The following is a 26304-nucleotide window of genomic DNA, read 5'->3' as shown; positions in this document are numbered from 1 at the left end:
CGTTACAGCTCGATTTCAATATCGCCTTTGGCCCGACAGCAGCAGGGTAAAATTTCGCCCGGCTGAATGAAGGCCAGAGGTTCGGCAATCCAGTCGACCTGTCCAGCGACCAGGCGAGTGCGACAGGAGCCGCAATAGCCAGCACGACACTGATATTCCACTTCAACATTGTGCGATTCGAGCGCGGCCAGCAGGGAAGGGTGTTCATCCTGGCACAGCAACTGTGTGCCAGAGATGCGCAGAGTAACGCGGCCCATCAGAGCTGGAAGTTACTCAGATCGTCAGTATCTACTTCCGAGTCAATCTGCCCGACCAGATAGGAACTGACTTCCACTTCCTGCGGCGCAACCTGTACGTTATCAGATACCAGCCAGGTGTTGATCCATGGGATTGGGTTTGAGCGCGTCTGGAACGGCAGATCCAGCCCAACAGCCTGCATACGAATGTTGGTGATGTACTCAACGTACTGGCACAGGATATCTTTGTTCAGGCCAATCATTGAGCCGTCACGGAACAGATAATCCGCCCACTCTTTTTCCTGCAGCGCGGCCTGTACGAACAGGTCGTAGCATTCTTGTTTGCACTCTTCGGCAATTTCCGCCATTTCCGGATCGTCCACGCCGCTGCGCAGCAGGTTCAGCATATGCTGAGTACCGGTCAGGTGCAGGGCTTCATCGCGGGCGATCAGACGAATAATTTTCGCGTTGCCTTCCATCAGTTCACGCTCGGCGAAGGCGAAGGAGCAGGCGAAACTGACGTAGAAGCGAATGGCTTCCAGCGCGTTCACGCTCATCAGGCACAGGTACAGCTTCTTCTTCAGCTCACGCAGGTTAACAACGACCGTTTTACCATTCACCGTATGTGTGCCAACGCCCAGCAAATGCCAGTAGCTGGTCATCTCGATCAATTCGTCGTAGTAGCTGGAAATGCCTTCCGCGCGTTTCTGGATCTGTTCGTTGGTAACGATATCGTCAAACACCACCGCCGGATCGTTCACGATATTACGAATGATGTGGGTATAGGAACGGGAGTGGATTGTTTCAGAAAACGCCCACGTTTCGACCCAGGTTTCCAGCTCAGGGATCGAGATCAACGGCAGCAGCGCCACGTTCGGACTGCGTCCCTGAATAGAGTCCAGCAGCGTCTGATACTTCAGGTTGCTGATGAAGATATGCTTTTCATGTTCCGGCAGCGCCTGGAAGTCGATGCGATCGCGAGAAACATCGACTTCTTCCGGACGCCAGAAGAAAGAGAGCTGCTTTTCGATCAGTTTTTCGAAGATGTCATATTTTTGCTGATCGTAGCGGGCGACGTTCACCGGCTGGCCGAAGAACATCGGTTCCAGAAGTTGGTTATTTTTCGTCTGTGAAAAAGTGGTGTATGCCATTGATGTGAATCCTGTCTGGAATGTATTGCCGGATGCGCTTCGCATATCCGGCCTACAATGCCACGAATTAATTTATAGGCCGGGTAAGCCTGGCGCTACCCGGCATCGTTCATCAGATCTTACAGGCGCCGCTTTCGCAGCCATCATCCTGGATGGATGGCACAAGATCGTCCTGGGAGTCTTCTGCACCATCGCGGGTGTTCTGATAATACAGCGTCTTAACACCAAATTTGTAGGCGGTGAGCAGGTCTTTCAGTAACTGCTGCATCGGTACTTTTCCGGATGGGAAACGCGATGGATCGTAATTGGTATTGGCAGAAATCGACTGATCGATAAATTTCTGCATGATACCTACCAACTGCAGATAGCCGTCGTTGTTCGGCATTTCCCACAGCAGTTCGTACGCGTCGTGCAGGTGTTCGTAGTCCGGTACGACCTGACGCAGAATACCATCTTTCGACGCCTTGATGCTCACGTAGCCGCGCGGTGGTTCAATGCCGTTAGTCGCGTTAGAGATCTGCGAAGAGGTTTCCGACGGCATCAGAGCTGACAGCGTGGAGTTACGCAGACCATGCGTCTTAATGGATTCGCGCAGCTGTTCCCAGTCCAGATGCAGCGGCTCGTTGGCAATTGCATCAAGATCTTTCTTATAGGTATCGATCGGCAGAATACCCTGGGAGTATGTCGTTTCGTTAAACCACGGGCACGCACCTTGCTCTTTTGCCAGCTCGTTAGAGGCTTTCAGCAGGTAATACTGAATAGCTTCAAAGGTTTTGTGAGTCAGGTTGTTCGCGCTGCCGTCAGAATAACGCTTACCGTTTTTCGCCAGCCAGTAGGCATAGTTAATCACGCCAATACCCAGCGTACGACGGCCCATCGCGCCGCGTTTGGCGGCCGGAATTGGGTAATCCTGGTAATCGAGCAACGCATCAAGTGCGCGCACGGCCAGTACGGCCAGTTCTTCCAACTCATCCAGGCTTTCAATAGCGCCCAGGTTAAAAGCGGACAACGTACACAGCGCAATTTCGCCGCTTTCGTCATTGACGTCGGTCAGCGGCTTGGTCGGCAGGGCGATTTCCAGGCACAGGTTGGACTGGCGCACTGGTGCGACAACCGGGTCAAACGGGCTGTGAGTGTTGCAGTGGTCAACGTTCTGAATGTAGATACGACCAGTAGAGGCACGTTCCTGCATCATCAGAGAGAACAGTTCGACCGCTTTCACGCGCTGTTTACGGATGCTGTCGTCGTTCTCATATTTAGTGTACAGACGTTCGAACTCATCCTGATCGGCGAAGAACGCGTCATACAGACCCGGGACGTCGGACGGGCTAAACAGGGTGATATCACCGCCTTTCAGCAGGCGGGTATACATCAGTTTGTTGATCTGTACGCCGTAGTCCATATGACGTACGCGGTTGCCTTCGACGCCACGGTTGTTTTTCAGGACCAGCAGGCTTTCAACTTCCAGGTGCCACATTGGATAGAACAGCGTAGCCGCACCGCCGCGAACGCCGCCCTGGGAGCAGGATTTTACCGCGGTCTGGAAATGTTTGTAGAACGGGATGCAGCCGGTGTGGAAGGCTTCACCTCCGCGGATCGGGCTACCCAACGCACGGATGCGACCGGCGTTAATACCGATACCGGCACGCTGGGAAACGTATTTCACAATCGCGCTGGAAGTGGCGTTGATGGAATCCAGGCTGTCGCCGCACTCGATCAGTACGCAGGAGCTGAACTGACGGGTCGGGGTACGTACGCCAGACATAATCGGCGTCGGCAGGGAAATTTTAAACGTCGAAACGGCGTCGTAGAAACGTTTTACATATTGCAGACGCGTTTCACGTGGATAGTTAGAGAACAGGCAGGCCGCTACCAGAATGTAGAGGAACTGCGCGCTTTCATAAATCTCACCGGTAACACGGTTTTGTACCAGGTATTTACCTTCTAACTGCTTCACCGCAGCATAGGAGAAGGTCATATCACGGTCGTGCACGATGAACGAGTCCATCTGCTTGAACTCTTCTTCCGTGTAGTCTTCCAGCAGATGATTGTCGTATTTGCCCATTTCAACCATTTTCACGACATGGTCGAACAGTTTTGGCGGTTCAAACTCGCCGTAGGCTTTTTTACGCAGATGGAAAATCGCCAGGCGTGCAGCCAGGTATTGATAATCCGGTGCTTCGCGGGAAATCAGGTCGGCGGCCGCCTTGATGATCGTTTCATGGATATCGGAGGTTTTGATACCGTCATAAAACTGAATGTGGGAGCGCAGCTCGACCTGAGAAATCGATACGTTATTCAGTCCTTCTGCCGCCCAATCCAGAACTCGGTGGATTTTGTCGAGATTGATGCGCTCTGTACTACCATCACGCTTTGTCACCAGCAGACTCTGATTCATGTGGTTTTTACCTGTCCGTGAAAGAAAAAATATCCCCCATATTATCCACAAAGTCATGTTGTGACTAAGTCTGTGGATAAATACTATATGTAGGGGTTGTTTGATAAAGTAGACGCTATATGGTGAGTATTCTAGTAGGGATTCTTTTCAGTACAAGAGTTGATTTTGAGGTTAAATTGAGGTTGCAAAAGGGTAATAATCGCTAAGTGCGCGTCTTATAAGGCCTGGCGAGGATGTCAATAATTGAGAAAAAAAATAGAAAATTTGATCGAGTGCTGATTTCTTCATCTAAGCCGAAGAAAGTTCTTATGATCTGGCACAGGATTTGTAGGCCTGATAAGCGAAGCGCCATCAGGCATTGAAGGCCGGAACCGTGCCGGATGGCGGCGCTGGCGCGCTTTATCCGGCCTGGATCGCCGGTTTATTCGCCTTTGGCGGTAGTGTGCACCATATAGTTCACATCAACGCCCGGGCCGAGTTTGAAGGTGTTGGTGATGGGGTTGTAATGCAGGCCGGTCATATGACGCTCTTTCAGCACCGTCTGGTCTACCCACTGTAATAACTCTGCTGGCTTAATAAATTTTTTCACATCATGTGTGCCTTTTGGCACCATACGCAAAATATATTCCGCTCCAACCACGGCCATCAGCCAGGATTTGCCGTTACGGTTAAGCGTGGAGAAAAACACTTCCCCGCCCGGTTTAACCAGCCTGGCGCAGGCCCTGACCACCGACTGCGGGTCCGGCACGTGCTCCAGCATTTCCATGCAGGTCACAACGTCATACTGATGAGCATGTTTCTCCGCGTGTTCTTCGACGGTTTCTTGTACATATTCCACCTGGATGCCGCTTTCCAGCGCATGCAGTTTTGCTACCTGTAACGGCTCAAAACCCATATCCAGGCCGGTGACGGTCGCGCCTTCGCGCGCCATGCTTTCCGCCAGAATGCCGCCGCCGCAGCCGACGTCGAGTACCTTTTTACCAAACAGACCGCCTGAGCGCTCCGTGATATAGCCCAGACGCAGCGGGTTAATACGGTGCAGTGGCTTAAATTCACCCTCAAGATCCCACCAGCGTGACGCGACTGCTTCAAACTTGGCAATTTCTTCATGGTCAACGTTGTGAGTTACCGGAGGTTTTTCGGCATTCATTGGGGCTTCTACTCCTAAATTTGCGATGCAAATGAGTATATCAGCCTGACGGGATGAATAAAGCCTCTGTCAGGGGGAATCCATTTACCTGAATCTGTGCGAATGTGTTATAATTTGCGACCTTTGAATCCGGGATACAGTAGAGGGATAGCGGTTAGATGAGCGACCTTGCGAGAGAAATTACACCGGTCAACATTGAGGAAGAGCTGAAGAGCTCATATCTGGATTATGCGATGTCGGTCATTGTTGGCCGTGCGCTGCCGGACGTCCGAGATGGCCTGAAGCCGGTTCACCGTCGCGTACTTTACGCCATGAACGTATTGGGCAACGACTGGAATAAAGCCTATAAAAAATCTGCCCGTGTCGTTGGTGACGTAATCGGTAAATACCACCCTCATGGTGATACCGCCGTTTACGACACCATTGTTCGTATGGCGCAGCCATTCTCCTTGCGCTACATGCTGGTAGATGGTCAGGGTAACTTTGGTTCTGTCGATGGCGACTCCGCAGCGGCGATGCGTTATACGGAAATCCGTATGTCGAAAATCGCCCATGAGCTGATGGCTGACCTGGAAAAAGAAACGGTTGATTTCGTCGATAACTACGACGGCACCGAGCAAATTCCTGACGTCATGCCGACCAAAATTCCTAACCTGCTGGTGAACGGTTCGTCCGGTATCGCGGTAGGTATGGCAACTAACATTCCGCCGCACAACCTGACGGAAGTGATCAACGGCTGTCTGGCATACATTGACGATGAAGACATCAGCATTGAAGGGCTGATGGAACATATACCGGGTCCGGACTTCCCGACCGCCGCGATCATCAACGGTCGTCGTGGTATTGAAGAAGCCTACCGTACCGGCCGTGGCAAAGTGTACATTCGCGCACGCGCGGAAGTCGAAGCCGATGCCAAAACAGGCCGTGAAACCATCATCGTCCATGAAATTCCGTATCAGGTGAACAAAGCGCGCCTGATCGAGAAAATCGCCGAGTTGGTAAAAGACAAACGCGTTGAAGGTATCAGCGCGCTGCGTGACGAGTCTGACAAAGACGGTATGCGCATCGTGATTGAAGTAAAACGCGACGCGGTTGGGGAAGTGGTGCTGAACAACCTCTACTCCCAGACCCAATTGCAGGTTTCTTTCGGTATCAACATGGTTGCTCTGCACCATGGCCAGCCGAAGATCATGAACCTGAAGGATATTATCGCAGCGTTCGTGCGTCACCGTCGTGAAGTCGTAACCCGCCGTACTATCTTTGAACTGCGTAAAGCCCGTGACCGTGCGCACATCCTTGAAGCGCTGGCGATTGCGCTGGCGAACATCGATCCGATCATCGAACTGATCCGTCGTGCGCCGACTCCGGCAGAAGCGAAAGCAGCGCTGGTCGCGCGTTCGTGGGAGCTGGGCAACGTATCTGCCATGCTGGAACGTGCCGGTGATGATGCCGCGCGTCCTGAGTGGCTGGAGCCGGAATTTGGCGTGCGTGACGGTCAGTACTACCTGACTGAACAGCAGGCCCAGGCTATTCTGGATCTGCGTTTGCAGAAACTGACCGGCCTTGAGCACGAAAAACTGCTCGATGAATACAAAGAGCTGCTGGAGCAGATCGCTGAACTGCTGCACATTCTGGGTAGCGCCGATCGTCTGATGGAAGTCATCCGTGAAGAGATGGAGCTGATTCGTGAACAATTCGGTGACGCTCGTCGGACCGAAATTACCGCGAACAGCGCTGACATCAACATCGAAGATCTGATCAACCAGGAAGATGTTGTCGTGACCTTGTCTCATCAGGGCTACGTGAAATATCAGCCGTTAACCGATTACGAAGCGCAGCGTCGTGGCGGTAAAGGCAAATCTGCAGCACGCATTAAAGAAGAAGACTTTATCGACCGCCTGCTGGTGGCTAACACCCATGACACGATCCTCTGCTTCTCCAGCCGTGGTCGTCTGTACTGGATGAAGGTTTATCAGCTGCCGGAAGCGAGCCGTGGTGCGCGTGGTCGTCCAATCGTTAACCTGCTGCCGCTGGAAGCGAACGAACGTATCACCGCTATTCTGCCGGTACGCGAGTACGAAGAGGGTGTGAACGTCTTTATGGCGACCGCCAGCGGTACCGTGAAGAAAACCGCATTGACCGAATTCAGCCGTCCGCGTTCTGCCGGTATTATCGCCGTCAACTTGAACGAAGGCGACGAACTGATTGGCGTTGATCTGACGTCCGGTAGTGACGAAGTCATGCTGTTCTCTGCCGCTGGTAAAGTGGTGCGCTTTAAAGAGAACGCCGTGCGCGCGATGGGTCGTACGGCGACCGGCGTTCGCGGGATCAAACTGGCGGGTGAAGACTCCGTTGTTTCCCTGATCGTTCCACGCGGTGAAGGCGCAATCCTGACCGTGACGCAGAATGGTTACGGTAAGCGTACAGCGGAAAGCGAATACCCAACCAAGTCTCGTGGCACGCAAGGTGTTATCTCCATCAAAGTCACCGAGCGCAATGGTTCCGTTGTCGGCGCAGTGCAGGTTGAAGATACCGACCAGATCATGATGATCACCGATGCTGGTACACTGGTGCGTACTCGTGTGTCGGAAATCAGTGTGGTAGGGCGTAACACCCAGGGCGTTATTCTCATCCGTACCGCGGAAGATGAAAACGTTGTGGGTCTGCAACGCGTGGCCGAGCCTGTTGATGATGAAGAGCTCGACTCCATCGATGGCAGCGCTGCTGAAGGGGACGAGGATATCGCGCCTGAAGCGGAAAGCGATGACGATGCAGCGGACGACGCTGAAGAGTAATTAAGACGTTACAAGAAGGGCCGGAGAAATCCGGCCCTTTTTTTAGTTCATTCGTTCCACGATCATCGCGATTCCCTGACCGCCGCCAATACACAGCGTGGCCAGTCCGAGGGTTTGATCTCGTGCCTGTAGCGCATGCAGCAGCGTAACCAGGATTCGCGCGCCGCTGGCACCAATAGGATGTCCCAGCGCAATTGCCCCGCCGTTGACGTTAACCTTTTGCGGATCGAACCCCAGCGTTTTGCCGACGGCAAGAAACTGTGCGGCAAATGCCTCGTTAGCTTCGATAAGATCGATGTCGGATAACTGCAGTCCACTCAGTTGTAACGCTTTTTGGGTGGCAGGAACCGGCCCCATCCCCATCATTGCCGGCGCTACGCCGCCGCTGGCCCAGGCTTTGATGCGCGCCAGTGGTTTTAGCCCTGCCGCCAGTGCCGCAGACTCTTCCATTACCACTAATGCCGCAGCGCCGTCGTTAATCCCCGAAGCGTTACCTGCGGTGACGGTCCCTGCTTTATCAAAGGCCGGGCGCAGCGCGGCGAGACCTTCAGCCGTCGAGTCAGCTTTGGGGAATTCGTCACGCTCAAAGATGATGGTTTTTTTACGTGATGACACGCTGACGGGCACGATTTCAGCCTGAAATGCGCCAGATTCGATTGCGGCAACGGCTTTATGCTGTGACTGCAGAGCCAGTTCATCCTGCATTTCACGGCTGATTCCATACTCTTCGGCGACATTTTCTGCGGTGATCCCCATATGGTAACCATGCTCGGCGCAGATCAGGCCGTCGCGCAGAATAACATCTGACAATTGCCCGTCACCGAGGCGATATCCCCAGCGGGCTTTTGCGTCCAGCAGGTAGGGGGCCAGACTCATGTTTTCCATGCCTCCCGCGACGATCGCCTGAGCTTGTCCAGCCTTGATTGCGAGGGCGGCAAGCGCCACGCTTTTCAGGCCCGAGCCGCACACTTTGTTGACGGTAAAGCCGCAAACGGTATCGGGCAGGCCGCTTTTTAACAACGCCTGACGTGCCGGGTTTTGCCCGAGTCCTGACTGTAATACGTTGCCCATAATCACCTCGTCCACGCGCTGTGGGTCAAGGTGAGCACGCTCAAGGGCGGCGCTAATGACGGTTGCTCCAAGCTCGACGGCCCCCGTTGTTGCCAGTGCGCCGTTAAAACTGCCGATTGCGGTACGTGCCGCGCTGACGATGACACAGTTTTTCATTTTTCAGATCCTTTAAATAAGTTATTGCCGTCAGAACAAGGTCAATCCAATAACAAAAATGACGCCGGAGAAGAGCAGGGCGGTGATGCAGTACCCCATAATGTCGCGTACCCCCAACCCGGCGATGGCCAGCGCAGGTAGCGCCCAGAACGGTTGTGCCATGTTCATCCACTGCTCCCCGTAGGCGATGGCCATCACTGATTTGCCAAGATCGGCACCCAGCGCCTGAGCCGCAGGCATGACGAACGGTCCCTGAATAACCCAATGACCGCCGCCGGACGGCACGGCAAAGTTAATCAGTGCTGAACTGAAGAACGTCATCAGCGGGAAGGTATCTTTGTTGGCAACGTTGATGAAAAACTCGGTAATAAGCCCGCCAAGACCGGAGTGCTCCATCATTAACTGAATACCGGCGTAGAAGGGGAATTGCACCAGAATCCCGGCGGTGCTACGTGCGGCGGCGCTGACGGCGCGCATATAGGCCATCGGCGTTTTATGCAGCAGCAGGCCGGCAATCATAAACATCAGGTTGACGGTATTGATGGTGATGTTGAAACCTTTCTCGGCAAAGTAGATGCCCAGATAGGCAATGCCTAATGCGCCGATGATCAGCGCCAGAATGCGGCTTTCTTCCAGTTTTTCCGATGGCGGCGCGTCCGGCGGTAGCTTCTTCTGAAAATCAGCTTCTTCCAGTAATAGTTTCGGATCGATGCTCACCACATCTGAAGGTTTTGGCGTCATCATGCGCGTGATGAACGGCATCACCACAATCAGTGCTACGGTAATGAAGATATTGAAGCCGGTGAACAGGGTGTCCGCGACAGGAATTAGTCCCGCTACGTGTTCGACCGGGTTGCCTGGCGTTGCCGCCAGCAAAGGCATTGAGCCGGAGAAACCGCCGCCCCAGGTCAAGAAACCGATGTAGGCGCAGGCAATCAGTAACGGATAATCGGAACCCGGAACGCGACGAGCGACTTCGCGGGCGAACATTGCCCCGACCACCAGACCAAATCCCCAGTTGATAACGCAGGCAACCGAACCAAAAAAAGTGACCAGCATTACGCCCTGAGCGGGGGTTTTGGCGGCGGATGCCGCCGTACGCAGCAGGCTTTTCACCGGCCCGGAACTGGCTAACGCATGGCCGGTCACGATGATCAGCGCCATCTGCATACCAAATGCCAGCAGGTTCCAGAAACCGTCACCCCAGAATTTCACCATGCTGATGGGCGTCTGTGGCGTGAGCCACAGCGCGATGCCAAAGGTCAGCAACGTTAACAACATGGCGAAAATCAGCGGGTCGGGTAGCCAGCGGCTGACTACCCGTGTCATAAAACGAGCGATACGGCCAATCATGCGTCACCTCGCAGGATGAGCAGATCGTCGGCAATTTCAAATTGTGCTTCGGTTTTTTCACGCAGCGTGGCGATGTCGCATCCTTCGACGATTTCAGTCAGCCACATTTTGCCGTCAATGAAGCGGAATACGGCAAGTTCAGTGACCAGCATGTGCACCGCATGCTGCGCGGTGAGCGGCATGGTGCACTGACGCAGGATTTTCGCTGAACCATCTTTTGCGCAATGTTCCATGGCGATAATGACTTTACGTGCGCCGGTTACCAGATCCATTGCGCCACCCATGCCGGGCACCATCTTGCCGGGAACGACCCAGTTGGCAAGGTTTGCCTGCTCATCGACCTGCAATCCGCCCAGCACACAGGCATCAACGTGACCGCCGCGAATCAACGCGAACGACATGGCGCTATCAAACATCGCCGCGCCGGGCAAAATACCGCACGGTTGGCCGCCCGCGTTCACCAGATCAGGATGCGCGGTGGTGACAGGGCCGAGTCCCAGAAAACCGTTCTCAGATTGCAGCGTAATGTGAATATCAGCAGGTAAGTAGTTGGCTACCATGGTTGGCAGGCCGATACCTAAGTTGACGATATCGCCATCGCGCAGCTCTTGCGCCACCCGGCGCGCAATACGTTGTTTAGCATCCATGATTAGCTCTCCTGTGGAATAACGATATGGTCGATGACGGCGCCGGGGGTAACAATCTGGTCAGGCTGCAGCGCACCGGTTTCAACCATTTCATCCGGTTCAACCAGCGTGATGTCAGCGGCTAGAGCGATCAGAGGGTTAAAGTTACGGGCGCTGAGCTGATAGGTGAGGTTGCCAAGCATGTCAGAGCGGTGGGCGCGAATAAGCGCTAAATCGGCGCGCAAGGGGCGCTCAAGTAGCCAGGTTTTACCCTCGAGCGTCATCGTCTGCTTGCCATCTTCCACGATAGTGCCAACGCCGGTTGGCGTCAGAAAGCCGCCAAGACCTGCGCCGCCGCAGCGAATTTGCTCTATCAGGGTACCTTGCGGCACCAGTTGCACGTCCATCTCGCCGGCAATCATGCGACGACCGGTTTCCGGGTTGGTACCAATGTGCGAGGCAATCACTTTGCTCACTCGCCCATTGACGATCAGGGGGCCGATACCGGTATCGACAAATGCAGTATCGTTAGCAATCAGCGTCAGGTCTCTGACGCCGGATTCCAGCAAGGCTTCAACCAGACGAGGCGGCGTGCCAACCCCCATAAAACCACCGACCATGATGGTCATGCCGTCACGAAAGAAGCCCGCAGCGTCTTGTAAGGTAATCAGTTTTGTTTTCATTATGTTTCCCTTTTTGCATACTCCATTTTGGGTACGCTTAGGGAATTGCAAACAGAGTGCCAGGCTGAATAAAGAGACGAGGTGATTTTTAGTTAATTGAATTTATTGACTTATTTTTGCGGATGTGTCGGGCGGAGATAGAGGGAGCTATGCAGAATTTTGCGCAGTGTGCAAAATTCTGCATAGCAAATTTACGTATCAGGAACCCGATGGATCGATGCCGTACTCTTGTAATTTATACATCAACGCACGGCGGCTGATTCCCAACATCAACGCCGTGCGGGTGCGATTGCCATCCTGATTGTCGAGGACTTCGAGGATAATGCGTTTTTCCTCACGCTTTATCTCTTCTTTCAGATTACGTTCCCCGGAGTAAGACGGTTTTGGCTCTGTTGTCGCGCTAACCGGATTGCGGAACGGGTCGGGGAGATCGTCGGCAAAGATCACCGCACCGGTATTCATGACGACTGCACGTTCGATGACGTTAGACAGTTCGCGAATGTTACCCGGCCAGGGCCAGGCGGTGAGCATGGACATTGCAGTTGGGTCTATCTCGATAATATCGCGCTGATTTTCCGAGCTGAATTTCTGTAAAAAGTGGTTTGCTAATAAGGCAATGTCTTCACGACGCTCGCGTAGGGGAGGCAAGGTCAGATGAATAACGTTGAGCCGGTAAAACAGATCTTCGCGAAACGTTCCTTCCTTCACCATGGTTTGCAGGCAGCGGTTGGTGGCGGCGACGATGCGAATATCAACGCGAATGGTCTGGTGCCCGCCGATGCGTTCAAACTCTCTTTCCTGCAAAATACGCAGCAGTTTGGCCTGTAGCCCCAGCGGCATCTCACCAATTTCATCAAGCAATAACGTTCCCTGATGAGCGCGCTCGAACAATCCCTGGCGCAACGACTGCGCCCCGGTAAACGCGCCTTTTTCGTGACCGAACAGCTCGCTTTCCAGCAATGATTCCGGCAGGGCCGCGCAGTTAATTTTAATAAATGGACCGTTGGCGCGTTTGCTGTTGTAGTGAATGGCGCGGGCGATAAGTTCCTTTCCTGTGCCGCTTTCACCGCTTATCAGGACATTTGCCTGTGAGAGGGCGATTTTCGCCGTGTCTTTACAGATATCCATCATACGCGGACTGTTGGTCAGAATATGTCCCCACTGCCAGCTGGTGCTCAACGCTTTATGCAGATTGCGGATCTCCTGTTTCATCTCCTGCAGTTGCAATGCGCGTTGAATCACCATGCTAAGTTCGTCGAGATCAAAGGGCTTGATCACATAGTCGAATGCGCCGCTGCGCAGAGCTTCTACCGCGGTTTCCACTTCGGCATAGGCAGTCATCAGAATGACGGGGATCCGCGGTTGCTGCGCACGCATGACTTTCAGTGCGTCGATGCCATCCATCTCCGGCATGCGAATGTCCATCAGTACCACGTCTGGCAGTGTTTCGCTAAACAGGCTCAGGGCGGCTTTCCCGTTGCTGGCGCAATGCGTTTCATGCCCTTGCAGGGAAAATGCGGTGGCAAGCATACGGCGAACATTGTCTTCATCATCAACGATGAGAATACGGTAGATCGTTTTCATTCTGACGGATTTCCCTGCGGGTTAAGAGGTAAAATCAGGGTGAACATCGCCCCGCAGCCAGGCTGGCTGGTCACGTGGATATCCCCCTGATGCGCGTTGATGATGCGCTGGCTCAGCGCCAGCCCAAGACCGGTGCCGGACGCTTTTGTGGTAAAAAAGGGATCGAATATCTTCTTCTGTATGGCCAGATCGATACCGTTGCCGTTATCTTCAATCATCACTGCCTGTTGCGAAGCCGAGTATTGCCAGGTACGAATACGAATTTCGCCTCGCGCGGCAATCGCCTGTACCGCATTGATTAAAATATTGAGGATTACCTGCTTAAGGAGTTCGCGATCGGCGACGAGCGGCGGCAGGCTGGCATCGAATTCCGTGGTAAAACCGATCCGTGCCTGAAGGCCGGCGGTTTGTACCAGGATTAACGTCTCTTCAATTAACGCATTGAGGCGAATCTGTTGCCACTGGCTTTGTCGCGGGCGTGAGAAATCTAACAGTTGTTGAATAACTTTATTGATGGAATCAATTTCGTTAAGCACAACAGATAAATACTCCTGATGTTCCGGCAGAGAGGTTTGCTGGCGGATGATCTGGACGTAGCCACGGATGGCTGTCAGCGGGTTTCTCACTTCATGTGCGACGCCGGCCATCAGTTCACCCAGAGTGGCGAGCCTTTCCGTTTGCGCCAGCCGACGCTGGGTCTCTTTACGGGCGGTTAAATCAGAGAAGATAACCAGCGCGCCAATCAGATCGCCGTGTGCGTTATGGATCCGACTGGTAGTGACGCTTATCTCAATAGTACGTTCACGTCCCGGAAAGCTAATCTCCTGGGCTACATGTTCAGTACCGTGCTCCAGGGTATCCAGTACCGGGCTATGAAACTGCGTGTTGGCAAACAGCGTCGCATAAGACTGTCCGACCAGTTCATGCAGCGTGTAGCCTGTTATTTGCTCTGCGGCCGGGTTCATGGTGGTAACGTCGCCTTGTCTGTCGATGGCGATCACGCCATCTGCGGCATTTTCAATGATCAGATCGTTAAGGGTTTTGGTTTCCCGTAACGTTTGTGCCAGCGCGTTGACGCTACGGCTGATTTGCCCCAGCTCACCAGGTAGTTCAGGCAATCGGGCGGGCGTTTTTTGCGCCAGCGTTGAGAGTCCATCGGTGATTATGTCGATATTCGCGCTGAGTCGGCGTGAAAAATGCACGATCAGCAACAGGCTACAGATGAGTCCGGTAACCAGTACGGCAATTATCCTGACGTCCATTCTCCAGGCCTGCTGGCGGATATCTTCGGTTAGCTCATTGGCCCAGATATACCCAATAACCTCACCGTGCCGTTCTATGGGGATCATTGAGTTGAGTATGTCGCCGCGAACCTGTCGCCCGGAATAGACCACCGGCGCGTTGCTACTCATCACTTCGCGGCCCGGATGATCCTCGGTGATGGTGATACCGACGTTGCTTTGATACAGCGCTGAGGGCGCATAGGTGATAATGGCATCCAGCGCTTTATGGTAATATCCTGCGCCAACGCCGGGAAACGCCTGGGTAATGTGCTCGGTAATGGGACCCAGCTTATGATTGAGCGCACGAATGCGCTCTTCGCGCGGCATGTTTTCGTAGTCGTTAAAGCTGTCGCCCAGCGCATCGTTTAGCAGGGTTATCACCGATGACAGTTTTTTCTCTTTTTCAGATAAGACTGCTGAACGGCCTTCAGTTTCTACGATATAACCTATAGATATCGTTGGAATGATAACCATCAGAATGGCCATCATGATCATTTGGTTGCGTAATCGTCGCGGGTATAACCGACGAGCCAGCCATCTCAGGTCGCGCATTCTGACATCCATGCAGTGTTTTCAGGCAAACAACGATTATCACGGGTTAAGACAAGAGTGTCAGCGCGGTGTATCATATTCCCGTAAAGAGAGGGCATTGCGACGCCGGACATTTACCACTACCTTAACCACACTCTATTAATGCCCTGAGGCGGAGCTTCGCCCCTTTGAAATACCTTGCTTCCGTTCATTCAACGCTAAAAGTCTCACGCTACCTGTTCAGGGCGTTGGCGCTCCTGATCTGGTGTTTGATCGCGTTTGCCTCCGTCTTCTACATCGTGAATGCGCTGCATCAGAGAGAGTCTGAGATCCATCAGGAGCTTAACCTCAGCTCCGACCAGGCCCAACGTTACATTCAGCGCACATCTGATGTGATTAAGGAGCTGAAATATATCGCTGAGAATCGCTTAACGGCGGAAAACGGCGTGATGTCGCTGCGGGCGCGGGATGATAAAACCGTTGTGCCAAACTTTGAGCCATTATTTGCCGACTCCGACTGCTCGGTGATGGGCAACGCCTGGCGGGGGTCGCTGGAATCGCTGGCATGGTTTATGCGCTACTGGCGCGACAACTTTTCTGCCGCCTATGATTTGAATCGCGTGTTCCTGATTGGCAGCGATAACCTTTGTATGGCTAATTTCGGCCTGCGTGATATGCCGGTTGAACGTGACGAGGCGCTGAAGGCGCTACATGAGCGCATTATTAAGTATCGTAATGCGCCACAGGACGAAAACGGTAATAACCTGTTCTGGATTAGCCAGGGACCGCGTCCGGGAGTGGGCTATTTCTATGCGCTGACGCCGGTTTATCTCGCCAATCGTCTGCAGGCGCTGCTGGGCGTGGAACAGCCTATTCGTATGGAAAACTTCTTCACGCCGGGCAGTTTGCCGATGGGAGTGACCATTCTTGATGAAAATGGTCATGCGCTCATTTCACTTACCGGTCCTGAGGGTAATATCAAAGCTGAACCTCGCTGGATGCAGGAGCGTTCCTGGTTTGGCTACACGCCTGGTTTTCGCGATCTGGTGCTGAAGAAAAATCTGCCGCCTTCATCGCTGAGCATTGTGTACTCCGTACCGGTCGATCTGGTGCTGGAACGGATCCGTATGATGATCCTCAACGCTATCCTGCTGAATGTGCTGGTTGGTGCGGCGTTATTTATGCTCACGCGTATGTATGAGCGACGTATTTTTATTCCTGCGGAAAGCGATGCTCAGCGTCTGGAAGAGCATGAGCAATTTAACCGTAAAATCGTGGCTTCCGCGCCGGTTGGCATTTGTATACTGCGTACGATGGATGGCATTAACATCCTGAGTAACGAGCTGGCACACACCTATCTCAACATGCTGACGCATGAAGACCGGCAACGGTTAACGCAAATTATCTGCGGCCAGCAGGTCAATTTTGTCGATGTACTGACCAGTAACAATACCAATTTGCAAATCAGCTTTGTGCATTCGCGCTATCGTAATGAAAACGTAGCGATTTGCGTACTGGTGGACGTCAGCGCGCGCGTAAAAATGGAAGAGTCGTTGCAGGAGATGGCGCAGGCGGCGGAGCAGGCGAGCCAGTCCAAATCCATGTTCCTTGCGACGGTGAGCCACGAGCTGCGTACGCCGCTGTACGGTATTATCGGTAACCTCGATTTATTGCAAACCAAAGAGTTACCCAACGGGGTGGATCGCCTGGTGACGGCGATGAACAACTCTTCCAGCCTGCTGTTGAAAATTATCAGCGATATTCTCGATTTCTCGAAAATTGAATCTGAACAGCTGAAGATTGAACCGCGCGAGTTTTCACCGCGTGAAGTCATGAATCATATTACGGCTAACTATCTACCGCTGGTGGTCCGCAAACAACTGGGCTTGTACTGCTTTATCGACCCGAATGTACCGGTGGCGCTCAATGGCGATCCGATGCGTTTACAGCAGGTAATTTCCAATCTGCTGAGTAACGCTATCAAGTTTACCGATACCGGCTGCATTGTGCTGCACGTGCAGTGTAACGGCGACTATCTCAGTATTCGCGTACGTGATACCGGGGTTGGGATCCCAGCTAAAGAGGTCGTCAGGTTGTTCGATCCGTTCTTCCAGGTGGGAACCGGCGTCCAGCGTAATTTCCAGGGAACCGGGCTTGGTTTGGCTATTTGTGAAAAACTGATCAGCATGATGGATGGAGACATTTCCGTTGATTCTGAACCGGGAATGGGGAGCCAGTTTATGCTGCGTATTCCGCTTTATGGCGCGCAGTATCCATTGAATAAAGGTATCGATGGGCTTGTCGGCAAACGTTGCTGGCTGGCGGTGCGTAACGCGTCGCTGTACCAGTTTGTTGAATCCAGTCTGACGCGAAACGGGATGACGGTGCTGCGTTATGAGGGGCAACAACCGGATGCGGATGACCTGCTAATTGCTGACGATGTGCTGGAGCAGGCATGGCAGGGGCGGGCTGCGGTGATTTTCTGCCGTCGTCATATCGGTATTCCGCTGGAAAGGGTTGCAGGGGAGTGGGTGCACAGCGTGGCATCGCCTCACGAACTGCCCGCGCTGCTGGCGCATATCTACAGCGTTGAGCTGAATAGTGAAGAGCTTGCCACGGCGCTACCCGCCCCGGATAAAGTTGGGGCAACGAACGACGACATGATGATCCTGGTGGTCGACGATCATCCGATCAACCGGCGTTTACTGGCCGATCAATTGGGATCGTTGGGGTATCAGTGTAAAACTGCGAATGACGGCGTGGACGCACTCAATGTACTGAGTAAAAACCATATCGACATCGTGCTGAGCGACGTCAACATGCCAAATATGGATGGTTATCGCCTGACGCAGCGCATTCGCCAGTTAGGGTTAACGCTACCGGTTGTCGGCGTGACGGCCAACGCGCTGGCCGAAGAGAAGCAACGTTGTCTGGAATCAGGTATGGATAGCTGTCTGTCTAAGCCGGTGACGTTAGATGTATTGAAGCAAACCCTGACGGTCTATGCGGAAAGAGTGAGGAAGGCGCGGGAGTAAAAGATGCCGGATGGCGGTGTTAGCCTTATCCGGCCTACGGAACACATATCGCATTGTGTCATTCGTAGGCCTGATAAACGGCGTACCATCAGGCACGTTGGTGTTAAAAGAATTACTCTTTGTCTGAGGGGCTCAGCGTGACGGAAGAGAGGTAATTCAACAGGGCGATATCGTTCTCCACCCCGAGCTTCATCATGGCCGACTTTTTCTGGCTGCTGATGGTTTTAATACTGCGGTTGAGTTTTTTCGCGATTTCAGTCACCAGGAAACCTTCGGCAAACAGACGCAGAACTTCGCTCTCTTTCGGTGACAGACGCTTGTCGCCGTAACCGCTGGCGCTGATTTTTTCCAGCAGACGAGAAACGCTTTCCGGGGTGAATTTCTTACCCTTCTGCAGTGCGGCAAGCGCTTTCGGCAGATCGGTTGGCGCGCCTTGCTTCAGTACAATCCCTTCAATATCGAGATCCAGTACCGCGCTCAGGATGGCCGGGTTATTGTTCATGGTCAGAACGATAATCGACAGGCTCGGGAAATGGCGCTTGATATACTTAATTAATGTGATGCCGTCACCGTATTTATCTCCCGGCATGGAGAGGTCGGTAATCAACACATGAGCATCTAACTTAGGCAAATTGTTGATCAGTGCAGTGGAGTCTTCAAATTCGCCGACAACGTTTACCCACTCGATTTGCTCAAGTGATTTACGAATACCGAACAGTACAATCGGGTGGTCATCGGCAATAATTACGTTCATAGTGTTCATGTAGTGGGCTACCTTGCTACAGCAAGCTCTTGACGTAACCGTCAATGTCGCTGATGTATTTTTCTATACCTGGAGCATCTTTCTCTTGAATAAGATGTTCCAGCGCTTCACATAACTGCTTGCCGGGTACCAGATTAAGCATGGCAAACACGCCTTTCAGGCGATGGGCCGTTTGGGCTAACGCAGCGAAATCACTGGTTGCTGCCTCAGTATACAACCTCTTAACATCATCCGGTACTGTGTCTACAAAGAGCGCATAGTAACCACTGGCATGAAGTTCGGCGTTTTCATCTCCGCCGAGAGGGAGTTCCTGGATCTCCTCTTGTGCCAGTTGCTCTTCTATCAGCTCGAGGACAGCTTCCTGCATAGCGTTGCTCATATTAAAGTTGACGCGCAGTTGGCCAGGGCCAATTTTCCGTACGCCAGACTCATCATCGCTTAAAAGAAGGCCTGAGGCAGTAAGATTAGACGGATTATCAGTTAAAAAGAGATCATATTCTTGACTATTCAACCGTTCATCAGGGGTGATGCAGGTTGCCCCCCAGTTCTCCAGTTGACGTAATACAATGCTGCGTACGTCGTTAGAGGTGACATCAACCATTATGCAGACGTCATCCAACAAACGTTCTTCACTTTCAGCATGTTGATCGTGCAGCGGCATTTTAACATGGACTATATAACGTGTTCCAAGTTCTTCCCGCGCTTTAATATTCAGGTGTCCGCCCAGCTTGCGGGCGAGCTGATCGCATAACCAGAACGTCAGCGGGTTGGCTTTACCATATCTATCGCCCTGCGTGTCGTTGATGAACGGGAAATGCAGGTTATCAACTTCATTCAACGTGACGCCTTCCCCGGTATCCAGAATGCGGAAGGTCAGGCGCTCAGCTTCTGACTCATCCTGGTCGACTTCCAGCGTGATTTTGCCAATCTGGGTGGTGGTTACCGCATATTGAATCAGCAGCAGCAAAATGCGGCGCAGAGCGTCGCGGTCGCCACGGCGTTCGTCATGGGCGCTAAGGTGATTTTTAATCAGTAGCTGCAGCCCTTTACGTTTAATGGCTGGCAGAACCTCCGGAACCACATCATCAATTAACGCCTGTACGGAAAACAGCGTGGACTCACCTTTCCAGTCGTCGCTTTCCAGCAGGTTGGCCAATTGGATTTCATCAACCATACGCACCAGAACGTCTGCCTGATCTGCCAGTTTCTGGCTGTCAGGGGTATCGATCGCGGCGGCATTAGCGGCCAGGGTTTTAGCCGGGTCTTTCAGCGCGCTGCCAATATTCTGCATAAAGGCGGCGCGGGCCTGCTGGTTTTTCTCATACAGTCGCTGCGCTTGCTTCAGCTTCTTATTAACCAGCACTTCCCGGTCCTGGTCACGAATGATAAAGATCTGCGTTCTTGAGGAGATCTGGCTGCGAAATAACCTGATTTCATACAGTTCATTATTGATGGTGGCTTGAATCACTCCCTGATGCTGCTCCGCCATGCTGGTAATATTTTGCAGATTTAAATGTGGCAGCAGGTGATCGGCAATTTTATTGCTGATTACCGTACGGTTTGCTTCTTGATCGTGTACCAGCAAGCCCAGCGGCAGCAGAGAGACAATCTCTTCGTTAATCGCGCGCAAAACGCGCAATTCATTATTGGCCGCAAGATTTGGTGCCACTTCGGTGGAACGGGCTGGGAGGTGGCGAAAGGTGGTATAGCCGAACAGTGCAAGAGCCAGCAACGCAATGTTCAGTAACAGCGGTAATAGAATGCTTTGCAGCGTGTCGATCAGCAATGAGCCGAACGGAACCTGCCACACCAGCCGCATATCCGTTGAGTTTAGCGCCGAAGAGATCTCAATTTTACTGTTGTTGAAATTGATACTGACGCTGTCAGGCGACTCTTTTTCATTCAGGTGCTCGGTCGTGGACGTGGCATCAGGTTCCAGATGGAAGCTGTCCAGCGGCATGCCGGGCGGGATCAGGTCATTAATCGGCAGGTCAAAGGCGACAACCGTTGCCAGATGTCCGGGCTGATTAAAGGTTGTGCGTAGCGTAAAGTAATGCCCGTTCTGCCAGGCCAGGCGGCGCAGTGAAGAGAAGCTTTCACGTTCATCCAGCGCATTGGCCTGCTGTAGCATTTCCGCACGCCGTGAATCGACAATATTACCGATCGTCGATTCTTTAAATCCCGAGGTCAGATCTTTTAGCGGCAACGTAGAGATAAGGATCAGGCTATTGTCCTGGCCATTCAGGTAATACATTGACCACGGGACATTTTCCGCGCCCCACAGCGTATCCAGATAGCTGGAAATGCGTTGGGTCATCTCCAGCGTAGAACTGTCATGGGAACCGAAAATCAGCGCCTCGGTCTTTCTGCGGGGTTTCTCAAGATAATAGACGTCTTGTTTCAGGCGTGTTTCTTGCAGCCCTTCAGCACCAGGCGAACTGGCCGTGGCGGCAATATTGTCATAGATTTGCCAGGTCACGTATCGCCAGGTATCGACTCTTTTATGAATCGCATGGGTGATATCGACAATCTGATAGCTCTTATCCTTTAACCAGGTGTTGACGGCGCTCTGGACCATAACGCCCATCATCACCAACAGCACAATGATCAGTAATAAGAAGAAACGGGTAATACTTCCCGGTAGCAGAGAGAATCGGGTAGAGGCCGTTGTGTCAGACTGGCTCATTCGTGTTTATGACCTGTTAAACGACGCGAAAGATGAAGGGGCAGTATAAAGGGTAATGTATGAATTGCCATACTTACACTATGTTGTATGAGCCGCATTTTTACGCCCCATGTTGTTGCAGCCGTTGTGATGCAAAGGTGTACAGTAGAGAAAGGCGAGTACAAATATTTGTACGGAATGTATACATTTAGCATTAAATAACAAGAAATTAATTATCAATTTTATATCCGATTCTGAGACGATGAGATAGTTAATAGTCGTTATAGTTTTGCATCGGTAGCACAGAACGGTAAGTTTTGTGTAAAGAAGGGTAAAAAAAAACCGAACGCGAAGCATTCGGTTGAAATAGGGGTAAACAGACATTCATAAATGAATGACGGTAATAAATAAAGTTAATGATGATAGCGGGTCTATTTTAGTTGCGAGTGAAGATTTTGTTTTGTCATTCAGTGCTATAAACTTTTTCTTTGTAATTAATTGAATTTAAATGATATTTCAATAATTCTTGATTATTTGTGCTTATTTTGCCTATTTTTTGAATTTAAAAAAGTTCCCTGGTATTAACATTTAGAAACATCTATACCGATAAATGAAACACCTTAAAAGTTTTAGTATCATATTCGTGTTGGATTATTCTTTGTTTTTGCGGAGAATGAAGTTGCCGACTGGTTAATGACCTTAATCAGTATGCAGTGGCATAAAAAAGCAATAAAGGCATATAACAGAGGGTTAATAACATGAAAGTTAAAGTACTGTCCCTCCTGGTACCAGCACTGCTGGTAGCAGGTACCGCAAATGCGGCTGAAATTTATAACAAAGACGGCAACAAATTAGACCTGTACGGCAAAGTCGACGGTCTGCACTATTTCTCCGATGATAAGAACGCTGATGGTGATCAGACCTATATGCGTATCGGCTTCAAAGGCGAAACTCAGGTTAACGACCAACTGACCGGTTACGGCCAGTGGGAATACCAGATTCAGGGTAACGCGCCTGAATCTCAGAACAACTCCTGGACTCGTGTGGCGTTTGCTGGTCTGAAATTCGCTGATGTAGGTTCTTTCGACTACGGTCGTAACTACGGCGTAGTTTACGACGTAACGTCCTGGACCGACGTTCTGCCGGAATTCGGCGGCGACACCTACGGTTCTGATAACTTCATGCAGCAGCGTGGTAACGGCTTCGCGACCTACCGTAACACTGACTTCTTCGGTCTGGTTGATGGCCTGAACTTTGCCCTGCAGTATCAGGGTAAAAACGGTAGCCCGGAAGGCGAAGGTATGACCGGCGTGACCAACAATGGTCGTGAAGCGCTGCGCCAGAACGGCGACGGCGTTGGCGGATCCATCACTTATGATATCGGTGAAGGCTTCTCTCTGGGTACTGCGGTCACCAGCTCTAAACGTACTGACGAGCAGAACCGTATGAACTTCGGTACTGGCGATCGTGCTGAAACCTACACCGGTGGTCTGAAATACGACGCGAACAACTTCTACTTTGCAACTCAGTACACTCAGACCTACAACGCAACGCGTGCGGGCTCCCTGGGCTGGGCTAACAAAGCACAGAACTTCGAAGCCGTTGCTCAGTACCAGTTCGACTTCGGTCTGCGTCCGTCCGTGGCTTACCTGCAGTCCAAAGGTAAAGACCTGGGTCGTGGCTATGGCGACCAGGACATCGTAAAATATGTTGATGTTGGCGCGACTTACTACTTCAACAAAAACATGTCCACCTATGTTGATTACAAAATCAACCTGCTGGATGACAATCAGTTCACCCGTGATGCTGGTATCGGTACCGATGATATCGTAGCGCTGGGTCTGGTTTATCAGTTCTAATCTGCGCACATGTTGTAAAAAGGCCCTGCGGGGCCTTTTTTAATGCCTTTTTTCGCCGTACAAACAACGATTTTTGGTGTACTCTTGCGCCCGTTCGCATGAGGATAATTACGTATGGAAATGAATTTTTATCGCGCAGCACTGCTGGCTGTGACGATCTTTTTTGTCGGGTGCGATGAGGCCCCGAAACCCGCTCAGACCACGCAACCTGCTACCGTTCTGGAAGGTAAAACCATGGGCACTTTCTGGCGGGTCAGTGCGGTGGGGGTCGATGCCAAACGCGCCGGAGAACTGCAGGCGAAGATCCAGGCTCAGTTGGATGCCGACGATCAGCTTCTCTCTACCTATAAAAATGATTCTGCATTGATGCGCTTTAACCTGTCGACAAGCCTGTCGCTTTGGCCGGTTAATGATGCCATGGCGGATATCGTGACTTCGGCGCTACGCATTGGCGCAAAAACCGATGGGGCCATGGATATCACCGTAGGACCGTTGGTCAATCTGTGGGGGTTTGGCCCGGATCAACAACCAGTGCATATTCCGACCGACGCGCAAATTGACGCAGCAAAAGCGCAAACCGGGCTTTCGCATCTGAAGGTCGTTAACGAGGCGCATCGAAACTATTTGCAAAAAGATTTATCTAATCTTTATGTGGATCTCTCGACCGTTGGCGAAGGTTATGCCGCCGATCATCTGGCTCGATTAATGGAGCAGGAAGGGATCGCCCGTTACCTGGTTTCCGTTGGTGGTGCGCTGAACAGCCGCGGTATGAATGCAGAAGGGCAACCGTGGCGAGTCGCGATTCAGAAACCGACCGATCGAGAAAACGCGGTGCAGGCGATTGTCGACATTAACGGGCATGGCATCAGTACCTCTGGCAGCTATCGTAACTATTATGAGCTGGACGGTAAGCGCCTTTCCCATGTTATCGATCCTCAAACCGGTCGTCCGATTGAACACAACCTGGTGTCCGTGACGGTGATTGCCCCAACGGCGCTGGAGGCTGACGGCTGGGATACCGGATTGATGGTCCTTGGCCCGGAAAAGGCCAAAGAGGTGGTACGTCGCGAAGGACTCGCGGTCTATATGATTATGAAAGAGGGCGAGGGGTTTAAAACCTGGATGTCGCCGCAGTTCAAAAGCTTCCTGGTCAGCGAAAAAAATTAAAAAGCAAGATTGCGGGTTTTTGTATCCGCCTATGAGGACACACTGAGGCTAAGCGCTATGCTTAACAAAGGAGTCCATAATGAAAAATCGTTTACGCATAACTGATGATGACCGCTGGCAGTCCGTTGTGGATCGTGACGCCGACGCTGACGGTCAGTTTGTTTTCGCCGTCCAAACCACCGGTATTTTCTGCCGTCCATCCTGTCGGGCGAAACATGCGCTGCGCAAAAATGTCAGCTTTTTTGCCGATGCCCGGCAAGCGCTGGCTGCCGGTTTTCGTCCCTGTAAACGCTGCCAACCGGATAAAGACAGCGCACAGCAGCATCGGTTGGAGAAAATTGCCCACGCCTGCCAGCTGTTGGAGCAAGAGTCGCCTCTCACGCTGGACGAGCTGGCGCAGCAGGTAGCGATGAGCCCGTATCATTTACACCGTATGTTCAAAGCCACGATGGGTATGACTCCAAAAGCATGGCAGCAGTCCTGGCGTGCCCGTCGTCTGCGCGATGCCCTGGCAAAAGGCACGCCGGTAACGCAGGCGATTCTCAACGCCGGATTCCCCGACAGCAGCAGCTACTACCGGCAAGCGGATCAGGCGCTAGGCATGACCGCAAAGCAATTTCGTAAAGGCGGCGACAATGTTTCTGTGCGCTATACCCTCACCGATTGCACTCTGGGTCGCTGCCTGGTGGCGGAAAGCGAGCGGGGTATCTGTGCGATCTTGCTTGGCGATGATGACGCTACGTTAGTTGCGCAATTGCATGAGCTGTTTCCCGCCGCGCAGGATGTTGCTGCAGATGCCGATTTTCAGCAGCGCGTGCGCGAAGTGATCGCCGCGATCAATTCGCGTGACGCGTCGCTATCGCTGCCCCTGGATATCCGGGGAACCGCATTTCAGCAGCAGGTGTGGCAGGCGCTGCGCGCAATTCCGTGCGGTGAAACGGTGAGCTACCAACAGTTGGCCAGCGCTATTGGCAAACCAACGGCGGTGCGTGCGGTAGCCAGTGCCTGTGGGGCCAACAAACTGGCGATTGTCATTCCGTGTCACCGGGTGATCCGTGGTGATGGTGCGCTTTCGGGATACCGATGGGGTACTGCGCGTAAAGCACAGTTACTACAACGTGAAGCCACTCGCGAGGAAACATAATGCTCGATCTTTTTGCGGATACAAAACCCTGGCAGGAACCGCTGGCGTCCGGCGCGGTGATTCTGCGACGTTTTGCTTTTGACTGCGCACCGTCTTTGCTGCAGGCGATAGCGGCTGTTGCCAGACAGTCGCCGTTTCGCCAGATGGTAACACCCGGCGGCTACACGATGTCGGTGGCGATGACCAACTGTGGTCGTTTGGGCTGGACGACCGATCAACATGGTTACCTGTATTCTCCATGTGACCCGCTAACCGGTGCGCACTGGCCGCCGCTGCCGGATGCATTTGCTGACCTGTGCCAACAGGCGGCAACGGCGGCGGGCTATGCTGATTTTCAACCCGATGCCTGCCTTATCAACCGCTACACGCCAGGGGCAAAGCTGTCATTGCATCAGGATAAAGACGAGCCTGACCTGCGGGCGCCGATTGTCTCGGTGTCGTTGGGGCTGCCGGCCATCTTTCAGTTTGGCGGATTGCGCCGGAATGACCCCTTGAAGCGTTTGCTGCTGGAGCATGGCGACATCGTGGTGTGGGGCGGAAATTCGCGGCTGTTTTATCATGGGATCCAGCCGCTTAAGACGGGGTATCATCCGTTGACCGGAGATTGTCGCTACAACCTGACGTTTCGCCAGGCGGGTAAAAAAGAATAAAAAT

At 52.5% G+C, this 26304-nt stretch carries 18 protein-coding genes; 6 read left to right on the top strand and 12 right to left on the bottom strand.

Features of this window, described 5'->3' with window-relative positions; genetic code table 11:
* Positions 1-2 precede the first annotated feature (2 nt).
* From yfaE to ubiG, 4 genes are all read right to left on the bottom strand, one after another.
* On the bottom strand, positions 3-257 hold the full coding sequence (gene yfaE / locus E1B03_RS18135) for a ferredoxin-like diferric-tyrosyl radical cofactor maintenance protein YfaE (protein ID WP_016153800.1): 255 nt from the start codon (positions 255-257) through the stop codon (positions 3-5).
* Positions 257-1387 carry a class Ia ribonucleoside-diphosphate reductase subunit beta gene (gene nrdB, locus E1B03_RS18130; protein ID WP_043017019.1) on the bottom strand — a complete coding sequence of 377 codons (1131 nt, stop codon included), beginning with the start codon at positions 1385-1387 and terminating at the stop codon, positions 257-259. Before nrdB ends, yfaE begins: the two co-directional genes overlap by 1 nt.
* A gap of 112 nt (positions 1388-1499) precedes the next feature.
* Complete coding sequence (nrdA, locus tag E1B03_RS18125; protein WP_103770398.1) at positions 1500-3785, bottom strand: class 1a ribonucleoside-diphosphate reductase subunit alpha; 2286 nt, start codon at positions 3783-3785, stop codon at positions 1500-1502.
* A 421-nt stretch (positions 3786-4206) separates the two neighbouring features.
* Positions 4207-4935: a bifunctional 2-polyprenyl-6-hydroxyphenol methylase/3-demethylubiquinol 3-O-methyltransferase UbiG gene (gene ubiG / locus E1B03_RS18120; RefSeq protein ID WP_103770399.1), complete on the bottom strand. Its 729-nt coding sequence runs from the start codon at positions 4933-4935 to the stop codon at positions 4207-4209.
* 158 nt (positions 4936-5093) lie between these two features.
* Here ubiG and gyrA point away from each other — a divergent pair, with 158 nt between their 5' ends.
* A complete protein-coding gene (gyrA, locus tag E1B03_RS18115; RefSeq protein ID WP_133086693.1) occupies positions 5094-7730 on the top strand; it encodes a DNA topoisomerase (ATP-hydrolyzing) subunit A in 2637 nt (878 codons plus the stop codon).
* Between the two features lie 42 nt (positions 7731-7772).
* Here the strand turns inward: gyrA and E1B03_RS18110 are convergent, their stop codons facing one another.
* The 6 genes from E1B03_RS18110 to atoS form a co-directional block, all read right to left on the bottom strand.
* On the bottom strand, positions 7773-8957 hold the full coding sequence (locus tag E1B03_RS18110) for an acetyl-CoA C-acetyltransferase (RefSeq protein ID WP_133086692.1): 1185 nt from the start codon (positions 8955-8957) through the stop codon (positions 7773-7775).
* A 30-nt stretch (positions 8958-8987) separates the two neighbouring features.
* Entirely contained in the window at positions 8988-10310 is a 1323-nt protein-coding gene (locus tag E1B03_RS18105) for a TIGR00366 family protein (protein WP_048218308.1), read from the bottom strand.
* Positions 10307-10957: a 3-oxoacid CoA-transferase subunit B gene (locus tag E1B03_RS18100; RefSeq protein ID WP_103770402.1), complete on the bottom strand. Its 651-nt coding sequence runs from the start codon at positions 10955-10957 to the stop codon at positions 10307-10309. Before E1B03_RS18100 ends, E1B03_RS18105 begins: the two co-directional genes overlap by 4 nt.
* Positions 10958-10959: 2 nt before the next feature.
* Entirely contained in the window at positions 10960-11619 is a 660-nt protein-coding gene (gene atoD / locus E1B03_RS18095; RefSeq protein ID WP_103770403.1) for an acetate CoA-transferase subunit alpha, read from the bottom strand.
* A 198-nt stretch (positions 11620-11817) separates the two neighbouring features.
* Positions 11818-13203: an acetoacetate metabolism transcriptional regulator AtoC gene (atoC, locus tag E1B03_RS18090; protein ID WP_103770404.1), complete on the bottom strand. Its 1386-nt coding sequence runs from the start codon at positions 13201-13203 to the stop codon at positions 11818-11820.
* A complete protein-coding gene (gene atoS / locus E1B03_RS18085; RefSeq protein ID WP_103770405.1) occupies positions 13200-15038 on the bottom strand; it encodes a two-component system sensor histidine kinase AtoS in 1839 nt (612 codons plus the stop codon). Before atoS ends, atoC begins: the two co-directional genes overlap by 4 nt.
* Positions 15039-15205: 167 nt before the next feature.
* Here atoS and rcsC point away from each other — a divergent pair, with 167 nt between their 5' ends.
* Positions 15206-18052 (top strand): two-component system sensor histidine kinase RcsC, encoded by a 2847-nt coding sequence (gene rcsC / locus E1B03_RS18080; RefSeq protein ID WP_103770406.1) that lies wholly within the window; start codon positions 15206-15208, stop codon positions 18050-18052.
* A 112-nt stretch (positions 18053-18164) separates the two neighbouring features.
* Here the strand turns inward: rcsC and rcsB are convergent, their stop codons facing one another.
* On the bottom strand, positions 18165-18815 hold the full coding sequence (gene rcsB / locus E1B03_RS18075; RefSeq protein ID WP_003027592.1) for a response regulator transcription factor RcsB: 651 nt from the start codon (positions 18813-18815) through the stop codon (positions 18165-18167).
* Positions 18816-18831: 16 nt separating this feature from the next.
* The gene (gene rcsD, locus E1B03_RS18070; RefSeq protein ID WP_133086691.1) at positions 18832-21501 is read right to left on the bottom strand and encodes a phosphotransferase RcsD; all 2670 of its coding nucleotides are present in this window, start codon (positions 21499-21501) and stop codon (positions 18832-18834) included.
* 737 nt (positions 21502-22238) lie between these two features.
* Between rcsD and E1B03_RS18065 the strand changes: the two genes are divergently transcribed.
* From E1B03_RS18065 to alkB, 4 genes are all read left to right on the top strand, one after another.
* Complete coding sequence (locus E1B03_RS18065) at positions 22239-23339, top strand: porin OmpC (RefSeq protein ID WP_133086690.1); 1101 nt, start codon at positions 22239-22241, stop codon at positions 23337-23339.
* A gap of 114 nt (positions 23340-23453) precedes the next feature.
* Positions 23454-24506: an FAD:protein FMN transferase ApbE gene (apbE, locus tag E1B03_RS18060; RefSeq protein ID WP_133086689.1), complete on the top strand. Its 1053-nt coding sequence runs from the start codon at positions 23454-23456 to the stop codon at positions 24504-24506.
* 79 nt (positions 24507-24585) lie between these two features.
* Positions 24586-25650 (top strand): bifunctional DNA-binding transcriptional regulator/O6-methylguanine-DNA methyltransferase Ada, encoded by a 1065-nt coding sequence (gene ada, locus E1B03_RS18055; protein ID WP_133086688.1) that lies wholly within the window; start codon positions 24586-24588, stop codon positions 25648-25650.
* A complete protein-coding gene (alkB, locus tag E1B03_RS18050) occupies positions 25650-26300 on the top strand; it encodes a DNA oxidative demethylase AlkB (protein WP_103770411.1) in 651 nt (216 codons plus the stop codon). The genes ada and alkB overlap by 1 nt, the downstream gene beginning before the upstream one ends.
* Positions 26301-26304 lie beyond the last annotated feature (4 nt).

Source organism: Citrobacter arsenatis, from assembly GCF_004353845.1.
Lineage (GTDB): Bacteria > Pseudomonadota > Gammaproteobacteria > Enterobacterales > Enterobacteriaceae > Citrobacter > Citrobacter arsenatis.
This window is presented reverse-complemented; position numbering and strand designations above follow the sequence as displayed.

Excerpts from the sequence above, each read along its gene's own strand:
- yfaE (WP_016153800.1), bottom strand. The coding sequence starts at position 257 with ATGGGCCGCGTTACTCTGCGCATCTCTGGCACACAGTTGCTGTGCCAG.
- nrdB (WP_043017019.1), bottom strand. The coding sequence starts at position 1,387 with ATGGCATACACCACTTTTTCACAGACGAAAAATAACCAACTTCTGGAA.
- nrdA (WP_103770398.1), bottom strand. The coding sequence starts at position 3,785 with ATGAATCAGAGTCTGCTGGTGACAAAGCGTGATGGTAGTACAGAGCGC.
- ubiG (WP_103770399.1), bottom strand. The coding sequence starts at position 4,935 with ATGAATGCCGAAAAACCTCCGGTAACTCACAACGTTGACCATGAAGAA.
- gyrA (WP_133086693.1), top strand. The coding sequence starts at position 5,094 with ATGAGCGACCTTGCGAGAGAAATTACACCGGTCAACATTGAGGAAGAG.
- E1B03_RS18110 (WP_133086692.1), bottom strand. The coding sequence starts at position 8,957 with ATGAAAAACTGTGTCATCGTCAGCGCGGCACGTACCGCAATCGGCAGT.
- E1B03_RS18105 (WP_048218308.1), bottom strand. The coding sequence starts at position 10,310 with ATGATTGGCCGTATCGCTCGTTTTATGACACGGGTAGTCAGCCGCTGG.
- E1B03_RS18100 (WP_103770402.1), bottom strand. The coding sequence starts at position 10,957 with ATGGATGCTAAACAACGTATTGCGCGCCGGGTGGCGCAAGAGCTGCGC.
- atoD (WP_103770403.1), bottom strand. The coding sequence starts at position 11,619 with ATGAAAACAAAACTGATTACCTTACAAGACGCTGCGGGCTTCTTTCGT.
- atoC (WP_103770404.1), bottom strand. The coding sequence starts at position 13,203 with ATGAAAACGATCTACCGTATTCTCATCGTTGATGATGAAGACAATGTT.
- atoS (WP_103770405.1), bottom strand. The coding sequence starts at position 15,038 with ATGCGCGACCTGAGATGGCTGGCTCGTCGGTTATACCCGCGACGATTA.
- rcsB (WP_003027592.1), bottom strand. The coding sequence starts at position 18,815 with ATGAACACTATGAACGTAATTATTGCCGATGACCACCCGATTGTACTG.
- rcsD (WP_133086691.1), bottom strand. The coding sequence starts at position 21,501 with ATGAGCCAGTCTGACACAACGGCCTCTACCCGATTCTCTCTGCTACCG.
- E1B03_RS18065 (WP_133086690.1), top strand. The coding sequence starts at position 22,239 with ATGAAAGTTAAAGTACTGTCCCTCCTGGTACCAGCACTGCTGGTAGCA.
- apbE (WP_133086689.1), top strand. The coding sequence starts at position 23,454 with ATGGAAATGAATTTTTATCGCGCAGCACTGCTGGCTGTGACGATCTTT.
- ada (WP_133086688.1), top strand. The coding sequence starts at position 24,586 with ATGAAAAATCGTTTACGCATAACTGATGATGACCGCTGGCAGTCCGTT.
- alkB (WP_103770411.1), top strand. The coding sequence starts at position 25,650 with ATGCTCGATCTTTTTGCGGATACAAAACCCTGGCAGGAACCGCTGGCG.